The sequence below is a fragment of the Vibrio sp. VGrn 2 genome, from assembly GCF_009361695.1.
GTDB classification, from domain to species: Bacteria; Pseudomonadota; Gammaproteobacteria; order Enterobacterales; family Vibrionaceae; genus Vibrio; species Vibrio diabolicus.
Genome location: NZ_RBWD01000007.1, coordinates 79,380 through 99,193 on the forward strand (window position 1 = coordinate 79,380; position 19,814 = coordinate 99,193).

The window sequence follows — 19,814 nt, forward strand, 5'->3', positions numbered from 1 at the left end:
GCATCGCGAATGAAGGTTAACACTTTATCTCTCATTCAAATAATAAGGAGGTTACATGAAGAAAATCGGCGTCGTAAAAGCTGTGCTAGCAGGGAAAACCGTCCCTTATGCTCATGGTGCGCAAAGCGCAATCAACAAACAAGTGCTGCCTGAGCGCCAGCGCGCAACAGAACTTGGTTTTACCAATGATGAGCAAGGCGATCCGCGCTTTCATGGTGGAATTCAAAAAGCGCTTCATATTTACCCAAGCGAGCACTACCCAATCTGGCAACAAGAATTAGGCGAAAGAACAATTTTCCAATCCGCTGGCGGCTTTGGCGAAAACATCAGCTCCGAGGGCGTCACCGAATCCACGATTTGCTTGAAAGATAAAATTCGCATCGGCTCAACACTACTGGAAGTATCGCAAGGTCGCATGCCTTGTTGGAAACTTAACGTACGATTTGACCAACACGACATGGCGAGAAGACTGCAAGATACGCTTCGAACAGGCTGGTATTTCCGAGTGTTGGAGGAAGGCGATATCGGTGCAGGTGACGAGATTATTCTGTGTGAAAGACCTTATCCAGAATGGCCACTGGCTCGCATCATGGGCGCGGTTTTCACTGGCTGCCTGGATAAAATAGAGCTAAGCCAACTGGCAGAACTTCCATTGGTTGAATCTTGGGGCAAGTTGGTCGAGCGCCGCCTAGAAACTGGCGAAGTCGAGGATTGGGAAATGCGCTTGGTTGGCCCAACAAGACAATAAAAAACGCAGAGTAAAAGCTCTGCGCTCGCTATAAAAACGTGGCCTTTGTTATTGCTGTCCTGCTGCATACTGATCATCGGTGACTTGCTCTTTCCAGATAACGTTTTCACCGTCTTTTGACGCCGTAACCACTAGGTGAGTCATTGGCGCATTTGGTGTTGCACCGTGCCAATGGTCGATACCAGGCGGACACCAAACACTATCACCAGCAGCAAATCGAATTACATGCCCATCACGCGTTCCTGTAAGTGCGGTACCAGAAGTGACGATCATGTGTTGTCCTGCAGGGTGAGTATGCCAAGCGGTTCGAGCTCCTGCATCAAAAGTGACATAGGCGGCGCTGTAGTTTGCAACTTCGTTTTCAGGAAACAACATCTCGACGTTAACTTTCCCGGTAAATAGGTTTTCAGGTCCTTGAAACGATTTCTGATCAGCAGAGCGATAAACTTGCTGCGAAGATGAGTTACCATCGGCTGCTTGAGCAATTGGAAGCATAAATCCCGTCGACAACAGCACAGACCAAATAAACAATGATGATTTATTTTTCATAAAACGAATTCCTTTCTAATTGATATGATTGGCCAAATAATATTTATTTTCCCAAAACTGTTTTTAGGACCGAGTGGGCATTATTAGACACACTGTCACCACAGTACTCACTTAATACAACAATAAATTCCTCTAACTCTTGAATAGAAACATTGTTATTCATACTGATATTATAGTGAGCTGCTAATTGGCTATTAACACCGTTCATATTTGCTAATGCTGCAATCGTAGCAATTTCACGCTCTTTCCAAGTGAGCACATCGCGTTCAAAAATATCACCAAACAAATGTGCTTTTAGGTATTCATCAATTTGCGGAGAAAAATCGAATAGCGCGCCTTTTACTTCTGCACCAACAAGTTGTGTTTGGTTTTCAGCGCCAAATTCTAAGCTGGTTTTATCGTTAGGTAACGCGCTTGATTCTCGCCCTAAGGTATCAGTAATACCTTGGCTTTTACGTTCCTCCAACACCGTCATAAATGTTGCTAGTCCATTCAAACTGCGCGGAAATCCAGCATACGCGTACAACTGAGCCAGCAGTTCTTTTATCTCGTTGACCGTTAGGCCTGCGTCTAACCCATCATTAAGGCTTTGTGTTAGTTTTTCTATTTCACCACTCGCAGTAAAAGCAGAAATAGGAATAATAGCTCGCTCTTTATCACTGAATATTTCTGATGCTGAAGCGATATTCGTTGTGCATAGCGTTGTCATAGTGAGCACCAATATTAATATTGATTTAACAGATTTGTTTAATGATTTCATAGAAAAATTCCATTATGTAACGGTGTTCTAATCCATAGAAGTTCTAGAAATATATTTATTAGCGTTCTGATTTCTACATTAATAATTCACATTGTTAACTGGGTCATTAATTTACTTTTTCGATCGTGACACGGTTTGTTTCTTTCGAAATAAAGCAATGAATCCCATCATCGATTTGACCTAATTTAATTAACCCAGACGCGTAACCAAAGTCTTTATAAAAGATAACTAAATTTCCCCAAGGGGCGTGATAAGAGATGTCACCCGCTTTTGCTTGAGTTCCAGAAGGTGCGCCTTCGCGAGTTAACTTATTCGGTAAGTAAGCAATTCTCTCTGTATTTGCGTAGTCTTGTAGATCTAATGTAAGAGGCAATTGACGAACAAAATCGTCTGTACTCGCACTGCTCTTCAATGTGCCTAAAACACTGCAATCATCGAAAATAAAACGAATTTTCACCATATGTTCCTCCAATCCAGCGCTATTAACTTCTGCGTTTACAATGCAGGGGAACATCCAGGCACTACTCACCAAAACGCATCTCACCCACTGATTGAAACGGTATGCCTGTCTCATCGAGATTCCCTTTTCTCACTGAAAACTTAGCTCGGGCTACTTTAGTTGCATGTACTCTTGATCAGAGACTGGTTCGCACCATTCATTACTTGCGCCTTCAGCCGGTATTTCTATTGCTACATGTGAGAACCAACTGTCTTTAGCTGCGCCATGCCAATGCTTAGTACCTGGCGCGATATGCACGACATCACCAACATTCAACTCTTGTGCTGGTTGGCCAAATTCTTGATACCAACCTCGCCCTCCTGTCGCTAACAGAATCTGCCCACCTTCATGATGAATATGCCAAAAATTGCGACACCCTGGTTCAAACGTTACGTTCGCCACGATAAGACCAGGCTGATTGAGCAACGCCAGATAACTCGTACCGGTAAAGTAATCCGCATACGCTTCATTCTTTTCACCAAACTCGAAAATGCCTCGACCTTGAAATACACCGGCTTGCAGTACGTCAGGGATTTGAGTATTGCTTTTGTTATTCATCATGACTCCAAATAGTGTTCTTGAGTGCTTTCATCACCCTACAAACGTAAGGCATGGTCATTCACTCACCAAACCATAGGTTCACTGTATTGCGCTTTGATAGATGACCGTTAGCCTATTCATTGCTAATACTTGCCCAATATTCCAAACCAATACAAAAGACAACCATACTTGAGACCGGTTAGAAAAAACGGAATAAAAACTCATCTATACATAAGTAGTTGACTATTAAATAATAAAATTCATGACAGACAATTAACCCGCTCAAAAACCAACCAGAAAGATCACTCTCTGATCGCTTAACCTCGAAATAGACACTTGCCCAATATTCTTTACTTAAAGAAATGAACTGTTATAACTATGCTTAATGAAGTCGCTTAATTGACTCCGAAGAGGCGTTAACTACAAAGGCAGAAATCGCATGCCGTTAACCCAGAACCTGAGGCCAACCAGAGGAGAGCACTGACTTATGCAAGAGGTACCGTCAAACACTTCGTCAACCCTGGCCAGTGCAATAGAAAAACTTGCCAAGCACATTGAGAAATGGGCAAATGGCGCGAACCAATATGACACAGAAATTCCAGGATTAAGGTTCAGTCGCTGGGCAACCCCAACACCACCGACAAGCTACACCCACAACCCAAGTATTTGCTTAATTGCTCAAGGGAGAAAGCGCGTGTTGTTGGGTGAAGATAGCTTTGTTTACGATGCGAACCACTTTTTGATCTCCTCTGTCGACTTGCCGATTATCGCCAATATCATTGAAGCCAGTGAAGATAAACCTTATTTAGGGGTGATTATGGAGCTGGATCTGACTGAAATATCTCAACTTATTGTCGATAGTGAGCTGACGTTTAATCAAAGCAAAGAAGCACAAAAAGGCATAGCGGTTGGAGAGTTGTCGGAGCCATTACTTGACGCCTTTCTGCGTTTAATAGAGCTGCTGGATGAAGGACAAAGCATCAAAATTTTAGCGCCGATCATTAAACGAGAGATTTTTTATCGACTGTTAATCACCGAACAGGGCGCTCGTCTTAATCAAATCGTAACTGCAGGAAGTCACAGCCATCAAATCGCGAAGGCCATTGATTGGTTGAAGAATAATTTCGTAAAGCCTTTAAGTGTCAGTGAGTTAGCCGCCTACAGCGGCATGAGTAAATCGGCGTTTTATACCCACTTTCGCTCTATGACATCTATGACGCCACTGCAATTTCAAAAGAAATTAAGACTCAGCGAAGCTCGGCGTTTAATGCTGACAGAAAACCTCGATGCCATGGCGACTACGTTTAAAGTGGGTTACGAAAGCCCTTCTCAATTTAGCCGTGAATACAGCCGTTTATTTGGTGCGCCACCATCCAAAGACATCAAGTCTTTGCGCGAGAGTATGGGTTAAGCTCGGAATATCCTAGGAAGAAGCTAGAAAGTGAAACCGTCAGCCTCGTACTGCCTCGAGGCTAACGGTTTTATTATTTGGGAGAGAATGAACGTAACCTGCATTTGCAAACAAAACTGCGCAATATTGTTTATAACACCGCTTGTCGACTAGGCAAAAATACCTCACCCAACATACAGCGAACCGAGCCACCACCAATAGATTCTATGGTAGAAACATCGAATGGCAGCAATTTACCGTGCGTCGCAAGTTGATTTCTTTGTGCAGGAGAGAAAGCATCGTATGCCGATTGCGACATCGCAATGACTTTATCTCCATTGATGGTTTCCAACTGAAGAATGTTGCCACAGAAGTGGTTCATTTGCTCAATCGAAATAGAGATCACTTGTTTATCTTTAGCGAGTGATTTCAGAACAAAACGACGCTCAAATTCTGGGATCACTTCGTCACAAATCACGCAGAACTGCTCACCCACAGCCATCATCACGTTGGTATGGTAAATAGGCGCACCAGATGGCAAACGAGTTTGGAAAGAGATCACTCGTTCATAGCCAATACGATCGGCGTAATCTTCTAAAACCAGACGATCACAACGTTGTGAGAGTGCGGCATAGACCGTTTTATTTAAGTGGTCAAAGACCATCACACCCGTGCTTTCTAAATACGCTTGCTCATCAAGATATTCAGTTAGGCTGCTACGTCGATGAACTTCTCGCCCAGCTTGCGCTAGTGCCGCCACAAGCGCATCGGGACGCACTTCTTTTTGACGGTTTTCACAGGCCATTGGAAAGGTGTACAACGTGCCATCTGGCGTAGTGCTAAACCAGTTGTTTGGAAATACCGCGTCTGGCGTCGCAACATCTGAAGCTGGATAATCAAACTCAACAACTTGAACGCCCTCTTGACGCAGCGTAGCTACCATACTCGCGAACTCGGCCATCACTCTACGCGAGACTTCTTCTTGGCTGAGTGACACTTTATGTTGGAACTCATTATCTTGTGCGGTTTCTTCATTAAAACGAAACTCTTTCGGTGGCACCATCACTACGCAGTTTGCGGTTTGGCGCTGAGCACTTTGCGTGCTTTCTTCTTTCCCATTAGCAAATTGGGTCACTGATTCGTGTAATAGCATCCAATACATTCCTTATCACTAGAATGAGGAGATTGTAAATTTATTGTTAACTTCAGTTTTGCTGTTTTCACAATTAATTTAATTATCTAGAAGTAATTTTCACTGCACTTAGCTTATTTCTCCCGAAATTTTATTGTCACTATGCAGGTTTAAGGTTTTATGGCATCACGATGAACATGCTAAGAATTCATCATAAGAATCAGAACCATAGACAACCACACCCATAACAAACTAGTTACATTTAAAACACAATCGGTTAGACTATTTTTTCGCCCCTCTCGTCAATCCGTCTGCTTTCTCGAGGAGCAGCCAAAAACCCTTATACACGCGGCTTCGTCCAAAGCTGCGTGAATCGATGGATTTAGCCACCCCAAATGGCACTGTTTTAACTTTAGGATGAGTTATGTTTAAACGATTTGAAGGCTTTACAGAGCCGTTCCCCAAATCCACACCAGATCAGCCTCCTTCAGGGATGCTCGCTTTTTTACGTTATTACACCCGCGGCTACGAAAAGCCTTTGATCATCATGTCTTTGATGGCCACGATTGTTGCTGTCGTTGAAGTTATGTTGTTTGGCGCGATGGGACAATTGGTTGATTGGTTGTCCACCAGCAATCCAGAAACGTTCTTGCAAGACAATAAAGCAGATTTAATTTTCTACGGAACCTTATTGTTGGTTGTCATGCCCATTTTGGTGATCGTGTATTCGTTGCTCGTTCACCAAACATTATTGGGCAACTATCCAATGTCTATCCGCTGGCTTGCACACCGGTATTTGCTCAATCAAAGCTTAAACTTCTATCAAGATGATTTTGCAGGCCGAGTTGCTACTAAAGTCATGCAAACGTCACTAGCTGTGCGCGAAACCGTCATGAAAGCTATGGATGTGTTTGTTTATGTTACGGTTTACTTCACCAGCATGATCATTATGTTAGCGACGGCAGACTGGCGTTTGATGATCCCAATGATCGTCTGGCTGCTCGCTTACATCGCTATCCAAATCTATTTTGTCCCTAAGCTCAAAGATGTCGCTTCAGCGCAAGCCGATGCACGTTCGACAATGACCGGACGCATCGTCGACAGCTATACCAATATTCAAACGGTCAAACTGTTTTCTCATAGCCAGCGCGAAACCCAATATGCTGAGCAAGGCATGAAGGGATTTTTGAATACGGTCTATCGTCAAATGCGCCTAGTGACCGGCTTCGACGTTGCTGTAGAGATCTCAAACTATATTTTGGTGTTTTCCGTTGCTGCTTTATCGATTTACCTGTGGTTGGATAGTGCCATCAGCGTTGGCGCGATTGCGATTGCTGTTAGCCTTGCATTACGCGTAAATGGTATGTCGATGTGGATCATGTGGGAAGTTGGCGCCCTCTTTGAAAATATGGGAACCGTAGTCGATGGAATGAAAACGCTCTCTAAGCCTATTGATATTAAAGATAAACCAGGCGCAAAAGACTTAGTAGTCACTGAAGGTGGCATTCACTTTGATAACGTCAGCTTCCATTACGGTGAGAACAAAGGCGTGATTAGCCACCTCGATCTCAACATCAAACCAGGAGAGAAAGTCGGCTTGGTTGGGCGCTCCGGCGCCGGAAAATCAACTTTGGTGAACTTGTTACTTCGTTTCCACGATGTCGAAGACGGCAGCATTAAGATCGATGGACAGAACATCTCAGAAGTCACACAAGACTCTTTGCGTTCAAAGATCGGTATGGTGACCCAAGATACTTCTCTGCTACACCGTTCGATTCGAGACAATATTTTGTATGGCAACCCAGATGCGACAGAAGAAGATTTGTTGAAAGCCACCAAGCAAGCGCATGCCCATGAGTTTATCGAAACACTGACCGACCCATTTGGTAATGTCGGATACGATGCGCAAGTTGGTGAACGTGGTGTGAAACTGTCTGGCGGCCAACGTCAGCGTATCGCAATATCTCGTGTGCTACTCAAAGATGCACCATTGTTGGTACTGGATGAAGCAACATCGGCTCTGGATTCAGAAGTCGAAGCAGCCATCCAGGAAAGCTTGAATGAGTTAATGCAAGGAAAAACCGTTATTGCGATTGCGCACCGATTGTCGACCATCGCACAAATGGATCGCCTCATCGTACTTGATCAAGGCAGTATTGTTGAACAAGGTTCTCACCAAGAGCTCATCGCGAACAACGGTATTTATGCCCAGCTTTGGGCCCATCAAACTGGCGGATTTATCGCTGAAGAGTTAGAAAATCAACACGTTTCTTAATTAGCGAGAAACCCAATAAAAACGGCGCATGAAGCGCCGTTTTTCATTTTTATTAATAAACCTATACTCATATAGCCATTATAGTTTCTCATATATGAAACATTCTCCATGATAAAGCTCACATTTTTTCTGCTAATATACCGCCTCGTTGCGTATCCATTGCAATGAACACAATACAGAGTTTTGAGCCGTCTTCATTTGTCATTTCACTTTTTGAGAAACAGCTATACTCAATAGATGGCTTAGTTATTAGATTAACAATAAGGTAATTAGCTTATGTGTAAATGTGGTTCAATGCAGATCGTACAACTCAAACCAAGTTGGGCTGACAAGCTATTCGGCTACTCAGAAAGATGGAAATGCCAACTTTGTTGTAAGATCTACCGCATCTAAAATTAAAAATAGAATCTTAGTTTTTTATAAGAAAAAGCAGTGGCCCGACAGTAATTGTCGGGTTTTGTTTTTCTGCACATCCATTTTTATCCCTTCGCAACACGGTCACTCATCACGGCAAAACCTAGCATCTCAATGTGACTTAGGTATAGAATCAGGCCCACTTATTTATTCCGATATTCACATATAACTGGTCACTATGAACAAAAGTTTGCTAACGAATGTCCTCGCTATCGCTTTGATGGCTGGAGGTCATCAATTACAAAACGACTACCTTTGGTATGCGGGGCTGTTTGCGTTCTCAGGCGCCATCACTAACTGGCTTGCCATCCACATGCTGTTTGAAAAAGTGCCTGGATTATACGGTTCTGGCGTGATCCCCGCGCGATTTGAAGAGTTTAAACTGGCTATCAAAAACTTGATGATGGAGCAGTTCTTTACCGAAGCGAACATCGATCGATTCTTGAACAAAGAAATGGCGGGCGGTGTAAACATCGATCTTCAACCTGTGATTGAGAAAGTGGATTTAAACCCAGCGTTTGACTCTTTGGTAGAAGTGATCGAAGGCTCTCAATTTGGCGGCATGCTAGCGATGTTTGGCGGCGCGGAGGCATTACAACCTATGCGGCAGCCTTTCGTCGAAAAGATGCAAGAATCCATTATTGAGTTGAGCAAGAGCGATAACATCAAAGAAGCACTGAAAGAGCAGTTCGAGTCTCCTGCTATGATGGATGAGATAAAGCAGAACATTGAAGGCATCATTGATCAGCGCTTGAGCGAATTAACACCCGCACTGGTCAAAGAAATGGTGCAAAAAATGATTAAAGAACACCTTGGCTGGCTAGTCGTTTGGGGTGGCGTATTTGGTGGTTTGATTGGTGTTATCAGCACCTTTATCGGCGCATAGTCGCTCACCGATTTATCAAAAAGGAGCTTCGGCTCCTTTTTTGATCTTGAAAAAGTAATATGCCAAGCCACGCTAAATAATATGCTCAACGCATAAGCGCTGCAGTCATAGAATATCAGCCTCTAACCAAGAAGCTCCGGGTTTACGCCAAATCCTGTTTTATGTTCTTCAATTACCACTTCACTGCGAGTCTGGATTACGCCCGGAAGCGTGCCTAACTTACTCGACATAAACTCCTGATACGCTTTCATACTCTTAACACGAACCTTTATCATGGTATCGAAGTCCCCAGAGAGCGAATAACACTCTTCAATTTCCGGCATCAATTCGACGGCTTTCGCAAACTTTTCAAAAATGGAAAAACTGGTTTGGTCTAAGCGAATATGGATGAATACTTGCACATCCAACCCTAATTTTTCCGCATTCAGCTCCGCATGGTAGCCATTGATATACCCCTCTTTTTCTAGCCGCTTCACACGGTCAGAACATGGCGAGGTCGTTAAGTTGATCTGCTTTGCGAGTTCAACAACTGGAATTCTGCCTCTTGAATGAAGCACTCTCAAAATGTGTAAATCAATCCGGTCCAATTGGTAACTCATTAACCACATCCTTGTAACCACTCAGGAAGCATCACATTAATCGTTGCTTAAACAATTGCAAACCATCAAATGCACAGCATGTGAAATTCAGCAGAGAATAATTAGAAAATAACTAAGGGAGGAAAGGGCTGCGATTACTGCCGCTCTCTCCATAACCGAGTATGAAGAACAAAAGTAATCTAGCGGCTCCCGTAGAGTCGCAAATTTGAAAGCGTGTGATACGCCTTTATAGATCTGGCGTGCGGGGCAAGCAAGCCGCCCTGTTTAGCTATTAATCATAGCTATCGCTCTGAATTAGAGAGCTGCCGACGTATGCCTGGTAGGATGAGGAATCACTTCTCCAATTGCACGATGATTACAGCATCGGCAGTAGTATTGTGGTTCCATCTCGTAGTAGTGTTCACCTGATACAAATTTCGCCATCAGCTGTGTAAAACTCACCACTTTACCTGTCAACGAATCAACGGGCTGTGGCTCGCAACGCTTCATGATCACTTTATGTTGCGTTGATTTTCTACAAGCTGCGCAATATATATCCGGCATTTCTCTTCTCCCTGTTTTTCAGTACTACTGACAATTGACATATTTTGTTCAAAATAATTCCACAATAAAAAAGCCCCTTTAATTTTTTGTGTCCTATCTTCAAAAAATTGGACGAAAGTATCAAAAAATTGAGACATTGGTCAGACCTCAACTTTTGTACCATTATTATGAACGAACGCGCTTATGTGTGTAATAATACGATACATCACACATAAGCAATTGTTGCTACTCGCTATTTCAATCTGCAATGATCAATTTTATGGCGTTTTAAATATGGCTTTCACTCACATTTTCGATTCAGGCATTACTTGGTTGTTTAAACATGCCTGATTTACAGTGTGAATCTGCAATTTCCACGATACTGACACATCTCAAGGACGCACGATGACGCTTCAACCAACGCTCACGACACAAAGGCTTATTCTTCGCCCATTTCATCCGACAGACAGCGCAACAGTCGCACGACTCGCAGGAGACAAGAGCATTGCAGATATGACGGCAAATATTCCTCATCCCTATGAAGAGCCGATGGCACAAGTTTGGATTAAGAGCCATGTTGGCCTATATCACCAACGTAGTGGGGTCATATATGCCATTACTCAACGTCAAGACGATGCGTTAATTGGTGCTGTTAGTCTGCTAAACATCTCCGAGGGAGTCGGCACATTAGGGTATTGGCTTGGCGTCGATTATTGGGGGAATGGGTTGGCTCAAGAAGCGTCAATGGCTTTAATTCAATTTGCCAGAACACATTTTGAGTTATCGGGCCTAAAAGCGATGCACTTGGTCGAAAACAGACAATCCCAATCAGTCATTCAAAAGTTGGGCATGACGTATATCGACAATCACATCATCAAAATGCAGGGAAAAGAACGAGAAGTCTGTGTATACCAGCAAATATTTTCGCCTCAAGTAACCGTAGCGACCTCTCAAAATTAAGGCACTAAAAAACCAGCCTCTCAGCTGGTTTTATCTTTCACCTTGAAAGGCATAAATACTAGTCTTGTGCGACTTTCACACGAATCTTGCTCTTGTGTACTGAAGACAGGTTTAGTGCCTCCAACGCCGCAACGGCTTCGGCTTCATCCGGCATGATCACAAAACCAAACCCTTTTGATAAACCCGTTTCTTGATCAAGCACGACGGTGCAAAGCTCAACTTTGCCGTAGTTTGAGAACAGAGTACGGATGTCTTGCTCTGTCGTCTCACGAGCTAAGTTTCTTACTAGAAGTTTCATATTAAACCATTTTATGTTTATAACGCCTCAATTCTCTCAGCTTCTCCCTTACAAACCAAGTGAATAATGTTCTTGCGAAGGCTAGATGTCTCTAAGTGTTTCTGTTTAAATGATTTTTAGTGATAACGCTCTGAATCCTGCATTACGAGACGATTGGAGTATAAAAGCCTAGGAGATTCGACATGGAAACCAAACGTTTAAAGCTCATCCCAGCTTGCTTGGAACGTGCAGAAGAAGCACATCAGGCCGTTGTTCGTAGCCAAAAAACGCTTGAAGTTTACCTGCCATGGGTACCTCACGTCCTCACTTTAGAAGCGATGATTGCAGGGACAGAGAAAGCCATCGCAAACTTTGAAAACTTCGAAGAAGAGTTGCGCTACTACCTAATCGACAAGGAAAGCGATCGTTTACTCGGTGCCATTGGGTTAATGATCCATGATCAAGAGATACCGGCATTTGAGATTGGCTATTGGCTTGATGATCGCGCGGTAGGCTACGGTTATATCTCTGAGGCGGTAGCGGCGATTGAAAACTATGCATTCGAAGCGTTGGACGCGAAAAGAATCGCGATTTTAGCCGATGCGAATAACCACAAAAGTCGTGCGGTTGCTGAGCGCTGTGGGTATGAGTTTGAAGGTGAGCTACGCAATGCTCGGCGTGCGTCTTCTGGCGAGCTGAGTAACACCGTCATTTACGCCAAAGTTCGTCGTGACTAACACACTCACAAAGAATAAAGCGACGTGAAAATCTGGCCTCAAGCAATCACCATTAACGTTTATTAAGTTCAGATAAAACAAAGCCCGCTTATACAGCGGGCTTTGTGTTCGTAAAAGGAAGTAATTAGTCTAGTTCAACTAGTTTCTTCTCGTACGATTGATGTTGGTCTAATACGTCTTGCGCTGCACCGCCTGTCGCTTTGCTGATAACAACGATAGCAAGCGTAGAGAAGATGATGCCCGGTACGATTTCGTAGACATCAAACCAACCGCCAGTTAGCTGCTTCCAAACTACGATAGTGATACCACCAACAAGGATACCTGCTAGTGCGCCGTTACGGTTCATACCGCTCCAGTAAAGGCTAAGTACAACCGCAGGACCAAATGCAGCACCGAAGCCAGCCCAAGCGTAAGAAACAAGACCAAGTACTGAACTATCTGGTGTCATTGCTAGGAATAGCGCAACAAGCGAAATCACGATAACGCCGATACGGCCAATCATTACGATTTCTTCAGAAGAGGCTTCTGGCTTGAATACTTGCTTGTAGAAATCTTCTGCAAGCGCTGAAGATGAAACAAGGAGCTGTGAGTCTGCTGTACTCATTACCGCCGCTAGGATTGCTGCTAACAACATACCTGCAACGACAGGGTGGAATACTGCGTTAACCAATAGCATGAAGATCTTCTCGCCATCTTCTAGTTGAGTGCCCGGATGACCCGTAACCCAAACCAGACCGACAAGACCAACAAGCATTGCACCAACCATAGATAGTGCAGTCCAAATCACAGCGATACGACGTGCAGTCGTTAGATCTTTGTTTGAACGAGACGCTTTAAAACGCGCTAGGATGTGTGGCTGACCAAAGTAACCAAGACCCCATGCCGCTAAAGAGATGATAGCAATCGCAGACAGTGGTTCGCCTTTGGCGTCATTCCATAGCGTTGCAAGTTCTGGGTTGATGTCATGCAGATCAGAAGTTAGCTGACCTAGACCACCGTCCATAACAGCAACAGGAACAATCATTAGCGCAGCGGCCATTAGCAGACCTTGCACTAAGTCAGTCCAAGATACCGCAAGGAAACCACCGAATAGTGTGTAAGAAACCACACACACCGTACCGATGATAACAGCGTAAGTGTAATCTAGACCGAATACCGTCTCAAACAGTTTGCCCCCTGCGACCAAACCTGAGCTGGTGTAGAAAAGGAAAAATAGAAGAATGAAAAACGCAGAGATTGTCTGGATCAGTTTCGACTTATCGTTGAAGCGACGTGACAGGAACTCTGGCAACGTTAACGCGTCAGTTTGGATACTGTAGGTACGTAGGCGTTTTGCACTGATGAGCCAGTTTGCCCATGTACCAAGAAGTAGACCGCCGGCTAACCAGAAGGCCTCGATACCCGCAGCGTACGCATAGCCAGGCAAGCCTAGCAGCAACCAGCCACTCATATCTGAAGCACCTGCAGATAATGCAGCAGGCCACGGACCTAGGCTACGGCCACCTAGGAAGTAATCAGATGAATTGGAAGTCCTCTTATACGCGTAAACGCCAATAGCAACCATAATCAGTAAATACGCCACAAAAGTGGACGTGATAGCAAAGCTATTTTCTATCATTAGATAGTCCTCGTTATAATTATTTCCTTCCTTGCCTGCCCTGATATTTTACCGTCTCAGCAATACATCAGAGTATAAGAAACCAATCTGGACCGGCTCTCAGTCCAGTTACTCCAGATTGGTATCACAAGTCAGGTTAGTGAGTTTCGTTCCCCAACTCGAGTAGAGTCGCGTTACCACCCACCGCGGTAATATTTATCGTTCGAGTGCGCTCGGTAATGAAGCGCAACGAGAGATGAGGATCATGAGCCAATTTCGGTGACTCTAAATCCGTTTCAGAAACTAAGCCGACGATTGCACCGTCACGCTTAGCTAGTTGAAGATTGAGCGCATGCTCAACCTGTGAACGCCCAACATAACCCACACTACGTACATCGCTCTCAAGCAACGGGGCAGACGCATCGTACGCAACAACCTGGACTAAGTTAGATGGGAAGTTTGCCAACGCTACAGCTTGCTTAACCAGTTGGTTTAGCTCTGCATTGTCACTGCAAACGACCACACTGTTGCCTGCAATTAAGGCACAGGTGATCATCGCAAAAGCACTGTATAACGCATTATCAGCAGGCTCGATGTTGTTTTCACAAATCACCAAAGCCACACCGCGTCCTGCGGCATACAGTTCGTTAGTTTCCCCTGTAGGGCCAACTAACTGGTGAGTTTCTGCAAGAAGAGTTGATGCTTGTTGCAATTGGTAAGAAACCACTTTGGCAACGGTAGACTGCTGCCCTTCTAATGCAGATTTAAATGCCAGAACATGCTCGCATTTGTAATCAAAATCAGTCAGATTCCACTGCTCCCACGCAGAGAATGCATCTTTAAAATAGGTGATCTGATGAACCATAATGCGACTCCTTATGCGTTTTCTGCTTGAGCAAGAAGATGTTGAGTAAAGCGGAATAGGTAGTGTGGACCACCAGCTTTCGGGCCAGTACCCGACAAGCCTTGACCACCAAACGGCTGTACGCCAACCACAGCACCAACTTGGTCTCGGTTGATGTAGCAGTTACCCACTCGAGCGTGTTTCTCAATCCAACGGTACGTGGTTTCGTTACGGCTATGGATACCCATCGTCAAGCCAAAACCCGTCTTGTTGATCTGCGCAACCACGTTCGGTAATTCAGACGCTTTAAAGCGAACAATGTGCAAGATTGGACCAAATTGTTCTTCTTTCAGCACATCGATGCCCGAGATTTCAAACGCACTTGGTGAGACAAAGTCACCATGCTGGCACGATTCATCCAGCTGTAGCTGAGCGACTTTAGTCTGTGTTTTGCTCATTTGCTCAAGGTGAGCAAGGAGTTTTTGTTTTGCATTGCTGTCGATAACCGGACCAACATCCGTTTTGTGTAGGTAAGGTAAACCAACATGCAGCTCATTCATCGCACCTTGAATCAGGTTGATCATACGGTCTGCTACATCTTCTTGTACAAATAGAACACGAAGGGCAGAACAACGCTGACCGGCAGATGCAAACGCCGAACGAATCACATCACGCACCACCTGCTCTGGCAATGCAGTACTGTCCACGATCATCGCGTTTTGACCACCTGTTTCCGCAATAAACGGAACCGGTTTCGCGCTGCGCTCCGCGAGCGTGACGTTAATGCGTTGCGCAGTTGCCGTTGAACCAGTGAATGCCACACCAGCAATAGCATCATGAGAAGTCAGTGCATGACCAATCTCAGCGCCGCGACCAGTAAGTAACTGAATCACACCAGCAGGGAAACCCGCATCAAGCATTAATTCAATAGCGCGAGCGGCAATTAAGCTTGTTTGCTCAGCAGGTTTGGCAACCACTGTGTTACCCGCAATCAGTGCTGCCGTTACCTGACCAAGGAAAATAGCCAGAGGGAAGTTCCAAGGGCTAATACATACAAACACACCAAGACCTTCACGGCTAGAAATGCGTTTCACACCGTCAAAACCTTCTAGCTCAAATGGCTGTAGGTTTTGCGCTTGTTTCGCGTAATAACGACAGAAATCCACTGCTTCACGAACTTCATCAATACTATCGTGAATCGTCTTGCCCGCTTCTTTGTGACAAATCGCCACCAGCTCAGCCAGGTTTTCTTCCATTAAGTCAGCAAGCTTTTCTAAACAAGCCGCTTTTTGCTCAACAGGAACGCCTTTCCAATCAGAGAAAGCGGTTTGCGCCGCATCAATTGCAGCGGAAACATGATCAAGTGTTGCAAATGCCACCTTGCCGACTTCAATTCGGCGATCGTACGGTGCGGTGATGATCTCAGCCGCATTTTCCTTGATCATGCTTTCGGCAAAACGCTCACCATTGATCATCGGGCCTGCAACCCACTGATTGTCCATGAAGCTTTCTACTTGCGCTTCAAATGGCTTCGCCTCACTGTCGATATCAATGTTGACGCCGTATGAGTTCTTACGCTCAGGGAAGATATCGGCAGGTAATGGGATCTTGTCGTTGTGTAGCGTGTCAAAACCCGTCAACACATCAACAGGGTGATGAGTCAACTCGTAAATCGGACAACGCGCATCAACCAATCGATGTACAAACGAGCTGTTCGCGCCATTTTCAAGCAGGCGACGAACCAAGTACGGAAGAAGATCAGCATGGCTACCGACAGGAGCGTAAATACGTACTGGCTGACCATACATTTCCATAACATGGTTATACAGTGAATCACCCATACCATGTAGACGCTGGAACTCGTACTCTTTGTGCTCAGCCATAACGGCGATTGCCGTCACCGTGTGGGCATTGTGGCTTGCAAATTGCGGGTAGATATTACCGCGAACACCTTCGCTAAGTAGGAAACGAGCACAAGCTAGGTACGCAACGTCCGTCGCTTCTTTGCGAGTGTATACCGGGTAATTAGCGTAACCCGCTTGTTGAGACCACTTGATTTCGCTGTCCCAGTACGCGCCTTTAACCAAACGCAGCGGAATAAGGTCACCCTGCTCTTTTGCCAGTGCATTTAGCCACACCAAGACTGGTAGAGCACGTTTTGAGTAGGCTTGAATAACCAAACCAAACTTGCCCCAACCTTTCACAAGATCGCTACGGTACACTTTCTCAAATAGCTTCAGAGAAAGCTCAAGGCGATCCGCTTCTTCTGCATCGATTGTGATTGCAACGTCGACTTCAATTGCACGTTTCAATAGCTGCATTAGTGAGTCATACAACTCTGTCATTACACGTTCTTCATTTGTGACTTCGTAGCGCGGGTGTAATGCAGAAAGCTTGATGGAAATCGAAGGCGCAGGACTGGTGTCATTGCCGTAAGTCTCTCGACCTACCGCTTCGATCGCCATTAGGTAATCTTTGAAGTACTTGTTCGCGTCCGCTGTGGTTAACGCAGCCTCACCTAACATATCGAATGAGTAGGTGAAACCTTTGTCGCGCATTGGGCGACCGTTCTTTTGCGCTTCTTCGATCGTACGGCCACGAACAAACTGGTGACCCATAATCTTCATTGCCTGATACATGGCTTTACGAATCACAGGCTCAGAGAATTTATTTACCAAACGGTTTACAGCCTGACCTGGGCTCTGGGTGCCTTGCTCACCAAGACCAACCACTTTACCTGTTAGCATGAGGCCCCATGTTGATGCGTTAACAAACACAGAGTCAGAGTTTTTCAGGTGAGATTTCCAGTCTGCGACGCTCAACTTATCTTTAATCAAAGAATCTGCTGTCGCGGCATCTGGGATGCGCATTAATGCTTCTGCAAGACACATCAGCAAGATACCTTCTTGAGTATCTAAGCTGTATTCCAACAATAGAGCATCAATCATCTGGATTGACTTCTTATCGGCACGAATGGCTTCGATAAGTTGGGTCGTTTGGGTAGTGACCGCCGATTTTTCATCCTCTGTCGGCGTCGCTAGTGGCAATAGTTGCTCTAGCCATTGAGACTCGTCCACCATATACAATGGCGAGATCAGTGACCACAACTTATCAAGCGGCTGCCCGATAAATTCCGGTGTCAACACGTTCGTAGCTGTAAACATGTGTGTTCCTCAATCTCACTCCTCGAAAACCGCTTCGAGGATTATCAATGGCTGGCAGTGTATTTTGAGGCCGATAAGAATACTTGTCAAAAACTACGACATTTTTGCCAAAAACTCGCTTTTATAACAAAACATCCACATAGTCACATTCAAATAGGTAATATTTTGTGTTGTAAATTTTAATTTTTTCATTGCATTCACAACAAAATGTCAGGAATATCAATAAGATTTTTGTGAAGCGTCCGTTCTAAGAGAAAATGTAGGATCAAGTGGCATATCAGTCATACCAAAGGACAGAGAATTTAACAAAACGAGAGATAGGTCACGTGAATAAAACACAAAAAAACCATGCATATTGCATGGCTTTATTCTAATTGCTGCTAATTTGACCTAAAAATACGCGTTGTTATCCAACTTGTTTTTTATAGCGGGATGGCGATATTCCCTGTAAGCGAGTAAAAGTATGAGTAAACGTACTCTGGCTTGAGAAACCAGTGAATTCGGCAATTTGCCCTAAAGAAAGGTGGCCTTGCTCGATTAATTCACGAGCCATGTCGATACGCTTTCCGAGAACATATTGATGAGGTGTAATCCCCATCTGCTCCTTAAACAAGCAATGGAACTGACTTTCCCCAAGAAACACTCGTCCCGCTAACTGAGCCACACTGATCTTATGGCTAAGGTGCTGCTCGATGTAGCGATCAATCGCCTCCAAATCAAAGCGTGACTCTTTTCGGCTAGTCTCAAATGCCGAGATATGGCGCTGCATCAGTGCAATCACAGTGTCGTTGCACGCACGACTTAACAGCAGATCATCCGGATGGTTTCGCATTTCCTGAACCAACATCTGTATCAGCTTCTGAATTTGACCGTCTAACTGAAAGTAGACATGGTCTCTTTCTAGATTATTGATTTTCTGCAGCATTTCAGGATCATCATTTGTCGGTTTTGGCATATTCAGCACCAAAATATCCGATTGATTAATGACGCCACCGAAAGCATGATCAGAGCATGCGGTTACCACACAACCTTGGCCAGGACCGACAAGATTACCTCGTCCACGCACTTCAAATTCGGCTTGTCCTTTTAAACCAATCACGATCTGTGTGTAAGAATGATCATGGCAGTCCATATAAGACGGAAGTGTGATCAGTTCTGCTGGCTTAGGCAGCATAATCTCTTGATATGGCGGGGCTTTGGGGTTATCTGAATCACTCATTTTAAACAGTCGTCTTTACACGGTCAGCTTACGTCTTGGCATCATATACCTTCCTTGTTGGGTTGCAACTTTTCCCCAACTCAATCGCACAAGATCAAAACAGCATGATCAAGTTCGTTTACATGATCATAGTTCCGGAACGATGATCATGCGAGGTTAACTTACGGTCAATGAGCAACCAATTTTATTAACAAAAACGGATAGATAGAAGCACCTTACGTATACATAACCAATAGATATAAAGATCCTTGTTACCGAACAATCCGTTATTTGGTAGAACACTGCGGTTCAAAATAGATAAATCGCCTCATAAACAGATCAAAGCCACCTCTTGAAATCAACATAGAGGGATTTCCCCCCTTACTAATATGCTTCTGATTCAATACATTAGTCCTCGAGCTTTAAGATGCATACGATCTAAAGCTCTCGGTATCTCATTGATACCTCTAACTTACTTAGCAGACCCTCGCTAGGTAATTTAGAACCTCTTCTACACGTCGACAAGATTATATCTTGTGTTGCCAGCCCGTCTTCAGGCTGGCTTTTTTTTCGCTTCTCAACAATGAAAACAATAGCATAAGCTGATATTATAGCTTTCGTCTCACTGTCCCTCTCATATGACTTAGGCACCGTTCTCCCTCTCGATGAGTGATATGAACGCTAACTAAATTACAACTGAGTTGTAGGAAGCATGATCAAGGA

The 19,814-nt window shown here is 44.5% G+C and carries 18 protein-coding genes; 6 read left to right on the forward strand and 12 right to left on the reverse strand.

What is annotated here, in order from left to right:
- Positions 1-55: 55 nt before the first annotated feature.
- Complete coding sequence (locus D8S93_RS13305) at positions 56-748, forward strand: MOSC domain-containing protein (RefSeq protein WP_152813659.1); 693 nt, start codon at positions 56-58, stop codon at positions 746-748.
- 48 nt (positions 749-796) lie between these two features.
- On the opposite strand, the gene D8S93_RS13310 is transcribed toward D8S93_RS13305, so the two are convergent.
- From D8S93_RS13310 to D8S93_RS13325, 4 genes are all read right to left on the reverse strand, one after another.
- Complete coding sequence (locus D8S93_RS13310) at positions 797-1,297, reverse strand: cupin domain-containing protein (RefSeq protein WP_152813661.1); 501 nt, start codon at positions 1,295-1,297, stop codon at positions 797-799.
- 43 nt (positions 1,298-1,340) lie between these two features.
- On the reverse strand, positions 1,341-2,006 hold the full coding sequence (locus D8S93_RS13315; RefSeq protein WP_227483985.1) for a carboxymuconolactone decarboxylase family protein: 666 nt from the start codon (positions 2,004-2,006) through the stop codon (positions 1,341-1,343).
- 157 nt (positions 2,007-2,163) lie between these two features.
- Positions 2,164-2,517: a cyclophilin-like fold protein gene (locus D8S93_RS13320; RefSeq protein WP_152813665.1), complete on the reverse strand. Its 354-nt coding sequence runs from the start codon at positions 2,515-2,517 to the stop codon at positions 2,164-2,166.
- Positions 2,518-2,667: 150 nt separating this feature from the next.
- Positions 2,668-3,117 (reverse strand): cupin domain-containing protein, encoded by a 450-nt coding sequence (locus D8S93_RS13325; RefSeq protein ID WP_086015559.1) that lies wholly within the window; start codon positions 3,115-3,117, stop codon positions 2,668-2,670.
- Positions 3,118-3,583: 466 nt separating this feature from the next.
- Here D8S93_RS13325 and D8S93_RS13330 point away from each other — a divergent pair, with 466 nt between their 5' ends.
- Positions 3,584-4,507, forward strand: a complete 924-nt coding sequence (locus tag D8S93_RS13330) for an AraC family transcriptional regulator (RefSeq protein WP_005392187.1) — start codon at positions 3,584-3,586, stop codon at positions 4,505-4,507.
- Positions 4,508-4,637: 130 nt separating this feature from the next.
- Here D8S93_RS13330 and D8S93_RS13335 read toward each other — a convergent pair whose 3' ends face one another.
- On the reverse strand, positions 4,638-5,639 hold the full coding sequence (locus tag D8S93_RS13335; protein ID WP_047009693.1) for an arginine deiminase-related protein: 1,002 nt from the start codon (positions 5,637-5,639) through the stop codon (positions 4,638-4,640).
- 403 nt (positions 5,640-6,042) lie between these two features.
- Between D8S93_RS13335 and D8S93_RS13340 the strand changes: the two genes are divergently transcribed.
- Entirely contained in the window at positions 6,043-7,893 is a 1,851-nt protein-coding gene (locus D8S93_RS13340; RefSeq protein WP_139059689.1) for an ABC transporter ATP-binding protein, read from the forward strand.
- Positions 7,894-8,485: 592 nt separating this feature from the next.
- On the forward strand, positions 8,486-9,193 hold the full coding sequence (locus D8S93_RS13345; protein WP_005392172.1) for a DUF445 domain-containing protein: 708 nt from the start codon (positions 8,486-8,488) through the stop codon (positions 9,191-9,193).
- A gap of 122 nt (positions 9,194-9,315) precedes the next feature.
- Here D8S93_RS13345 and D8S93_RS13350 read toward each other — a convergent pair whose 3' ends face one another.
- Both D8S93_RS13350 and D8S93_RS13355 read right to left on the reverse strand, forming a co-directional pair.
- A complete protein-coding gene (locus D8S93_RS13350; RefSeq protein ID WP_006740877.1) occupies positions 9,316-9,792 on the reverse strand; it encodes an Lrp/AsnC family transcriptional regulator in 477 nt (158 codons plus the stop codon).
- A gap of 294 nt (positions 9,793-10,086) precedes the next feature.
- Positions 10,087-10,335 carry a hypothetical protein gene (locus tag D8S93_RS13355; protein WP_012842405.1) on the reverse strand — a complete coding sequence of 83 codons (249 nt, stop codon included), beginning with the start codon at positions 10,333-10,335 and terminating at the stop codon, positions 10,087-10,089.
- A gap of 384 nt (positions 10,336-10,719) precedes the next feature.
- Between D8S93_RS13355 and D8S93_RS13360 the strand changes: the two genes are divergently transcribed.
- The gene (locus D8S93_RS13360) at positions 10,720-11,274 is read left to right on the forward strand and encodes a GNAT family N-acetyltransferase (protein WP_152813667.1); all 555 of its coding nucleotides are present in this window, start codon (positions 10,720-10,722) and stop codon (positions 11,272-11,274) included.
- 58 nt (positions 11,275-11,332) lie between these two features.
- Here D8S93_RS13360 and D8S93_RS13365 read toward each other — a convergent pair whose 3' ends face one another.
- The gene (locus D8S93_RS13365) at positions 11,333-11,572 is read right to left on the reverse strand and encodes an RNA recognition motif domain-containing protein (protein WP_005392166.1); all 240 of its coding nucleotides are present in this window, start codon (positions 11,570-11,572) and stop codon (positions 11,333-11,335) included.
- Between the two features lie 182 nt (positions 11,573-11,754).
- Here D8S93_RS13365 and D8S93_RS13370 point away from each other — a divergent pair, with 182 nt between their 5' ends.
- Complete coding sequence (locus D8S93_RS13370; protein ID WP_152813670.1) at positions 11,755-12,288, forward strand: GNAT family N-acetyltransferase; 534 nt, start codon at positions 11,755-11,757, stop codon at positions 12,286-12,288.
- A 124-nt stretch (positions 12,289-12,412) separates the two neighbouring features.
- Here the strand turns inward: D8S93_RS13370 and putP are convergent, their stop codons facing one another.
- The 4 genes from putP to D8S93_RS13390 form a co-directional block, all read right to left on the reverse strand.
- Entirely contained in the window at positions 12,413-13,906 is a 1,494-nt protein-coding gene (putP, locus tag D8S93_RS13375) for a sodium/proline symporter PutP (protein WP_005392162.1), read from the reverse strand.
- Between the two features lie 136 nt (positions 13,907-14,042).
- Complete coding sequence (locus D8S93_RS13380; RefSeq protein WP_152813672.1) at positions 14,043-14,750, reverse strand: 1-pyrroline-5-carboxylate dehydrogenase; 708 nt, start codon at positions 14,748-14,750, stop codon at positions 14,043-14,045.
- An 11-nt stretch (positions 14,751-14,761) separates the two neighbouring features.
- Positions 14,762-17,893: a bifunctional proline dehydrogenase/L-glutamate gamma-semialdehyde dehydrogenase PutA gene (gene putA / locus D8S93_RS13385; protein WP_152813674.1), complete on the reverse strand. Its 3,132-nt coding sequence runs from the start codon at positions 17,891-17,893 to the stop codon at positions 14,762-14,764.
- A gap of 406 nt (positions 17,894-18,299) precedes the next feature.
- Positions 18,300-19,112, reverse strand: a complete 813-nt coding sequence (locus tag D8S93_RS13390) for an AraC family transcriptional regulator (RefSeq protein ID WP_006740882.1) — start codon at positions 19,110-19,112, stop codon at positions 18,300-18,302.
- Between the last annotated feature and the right edge of the window lie 702 nt (positions 19,113-19,814).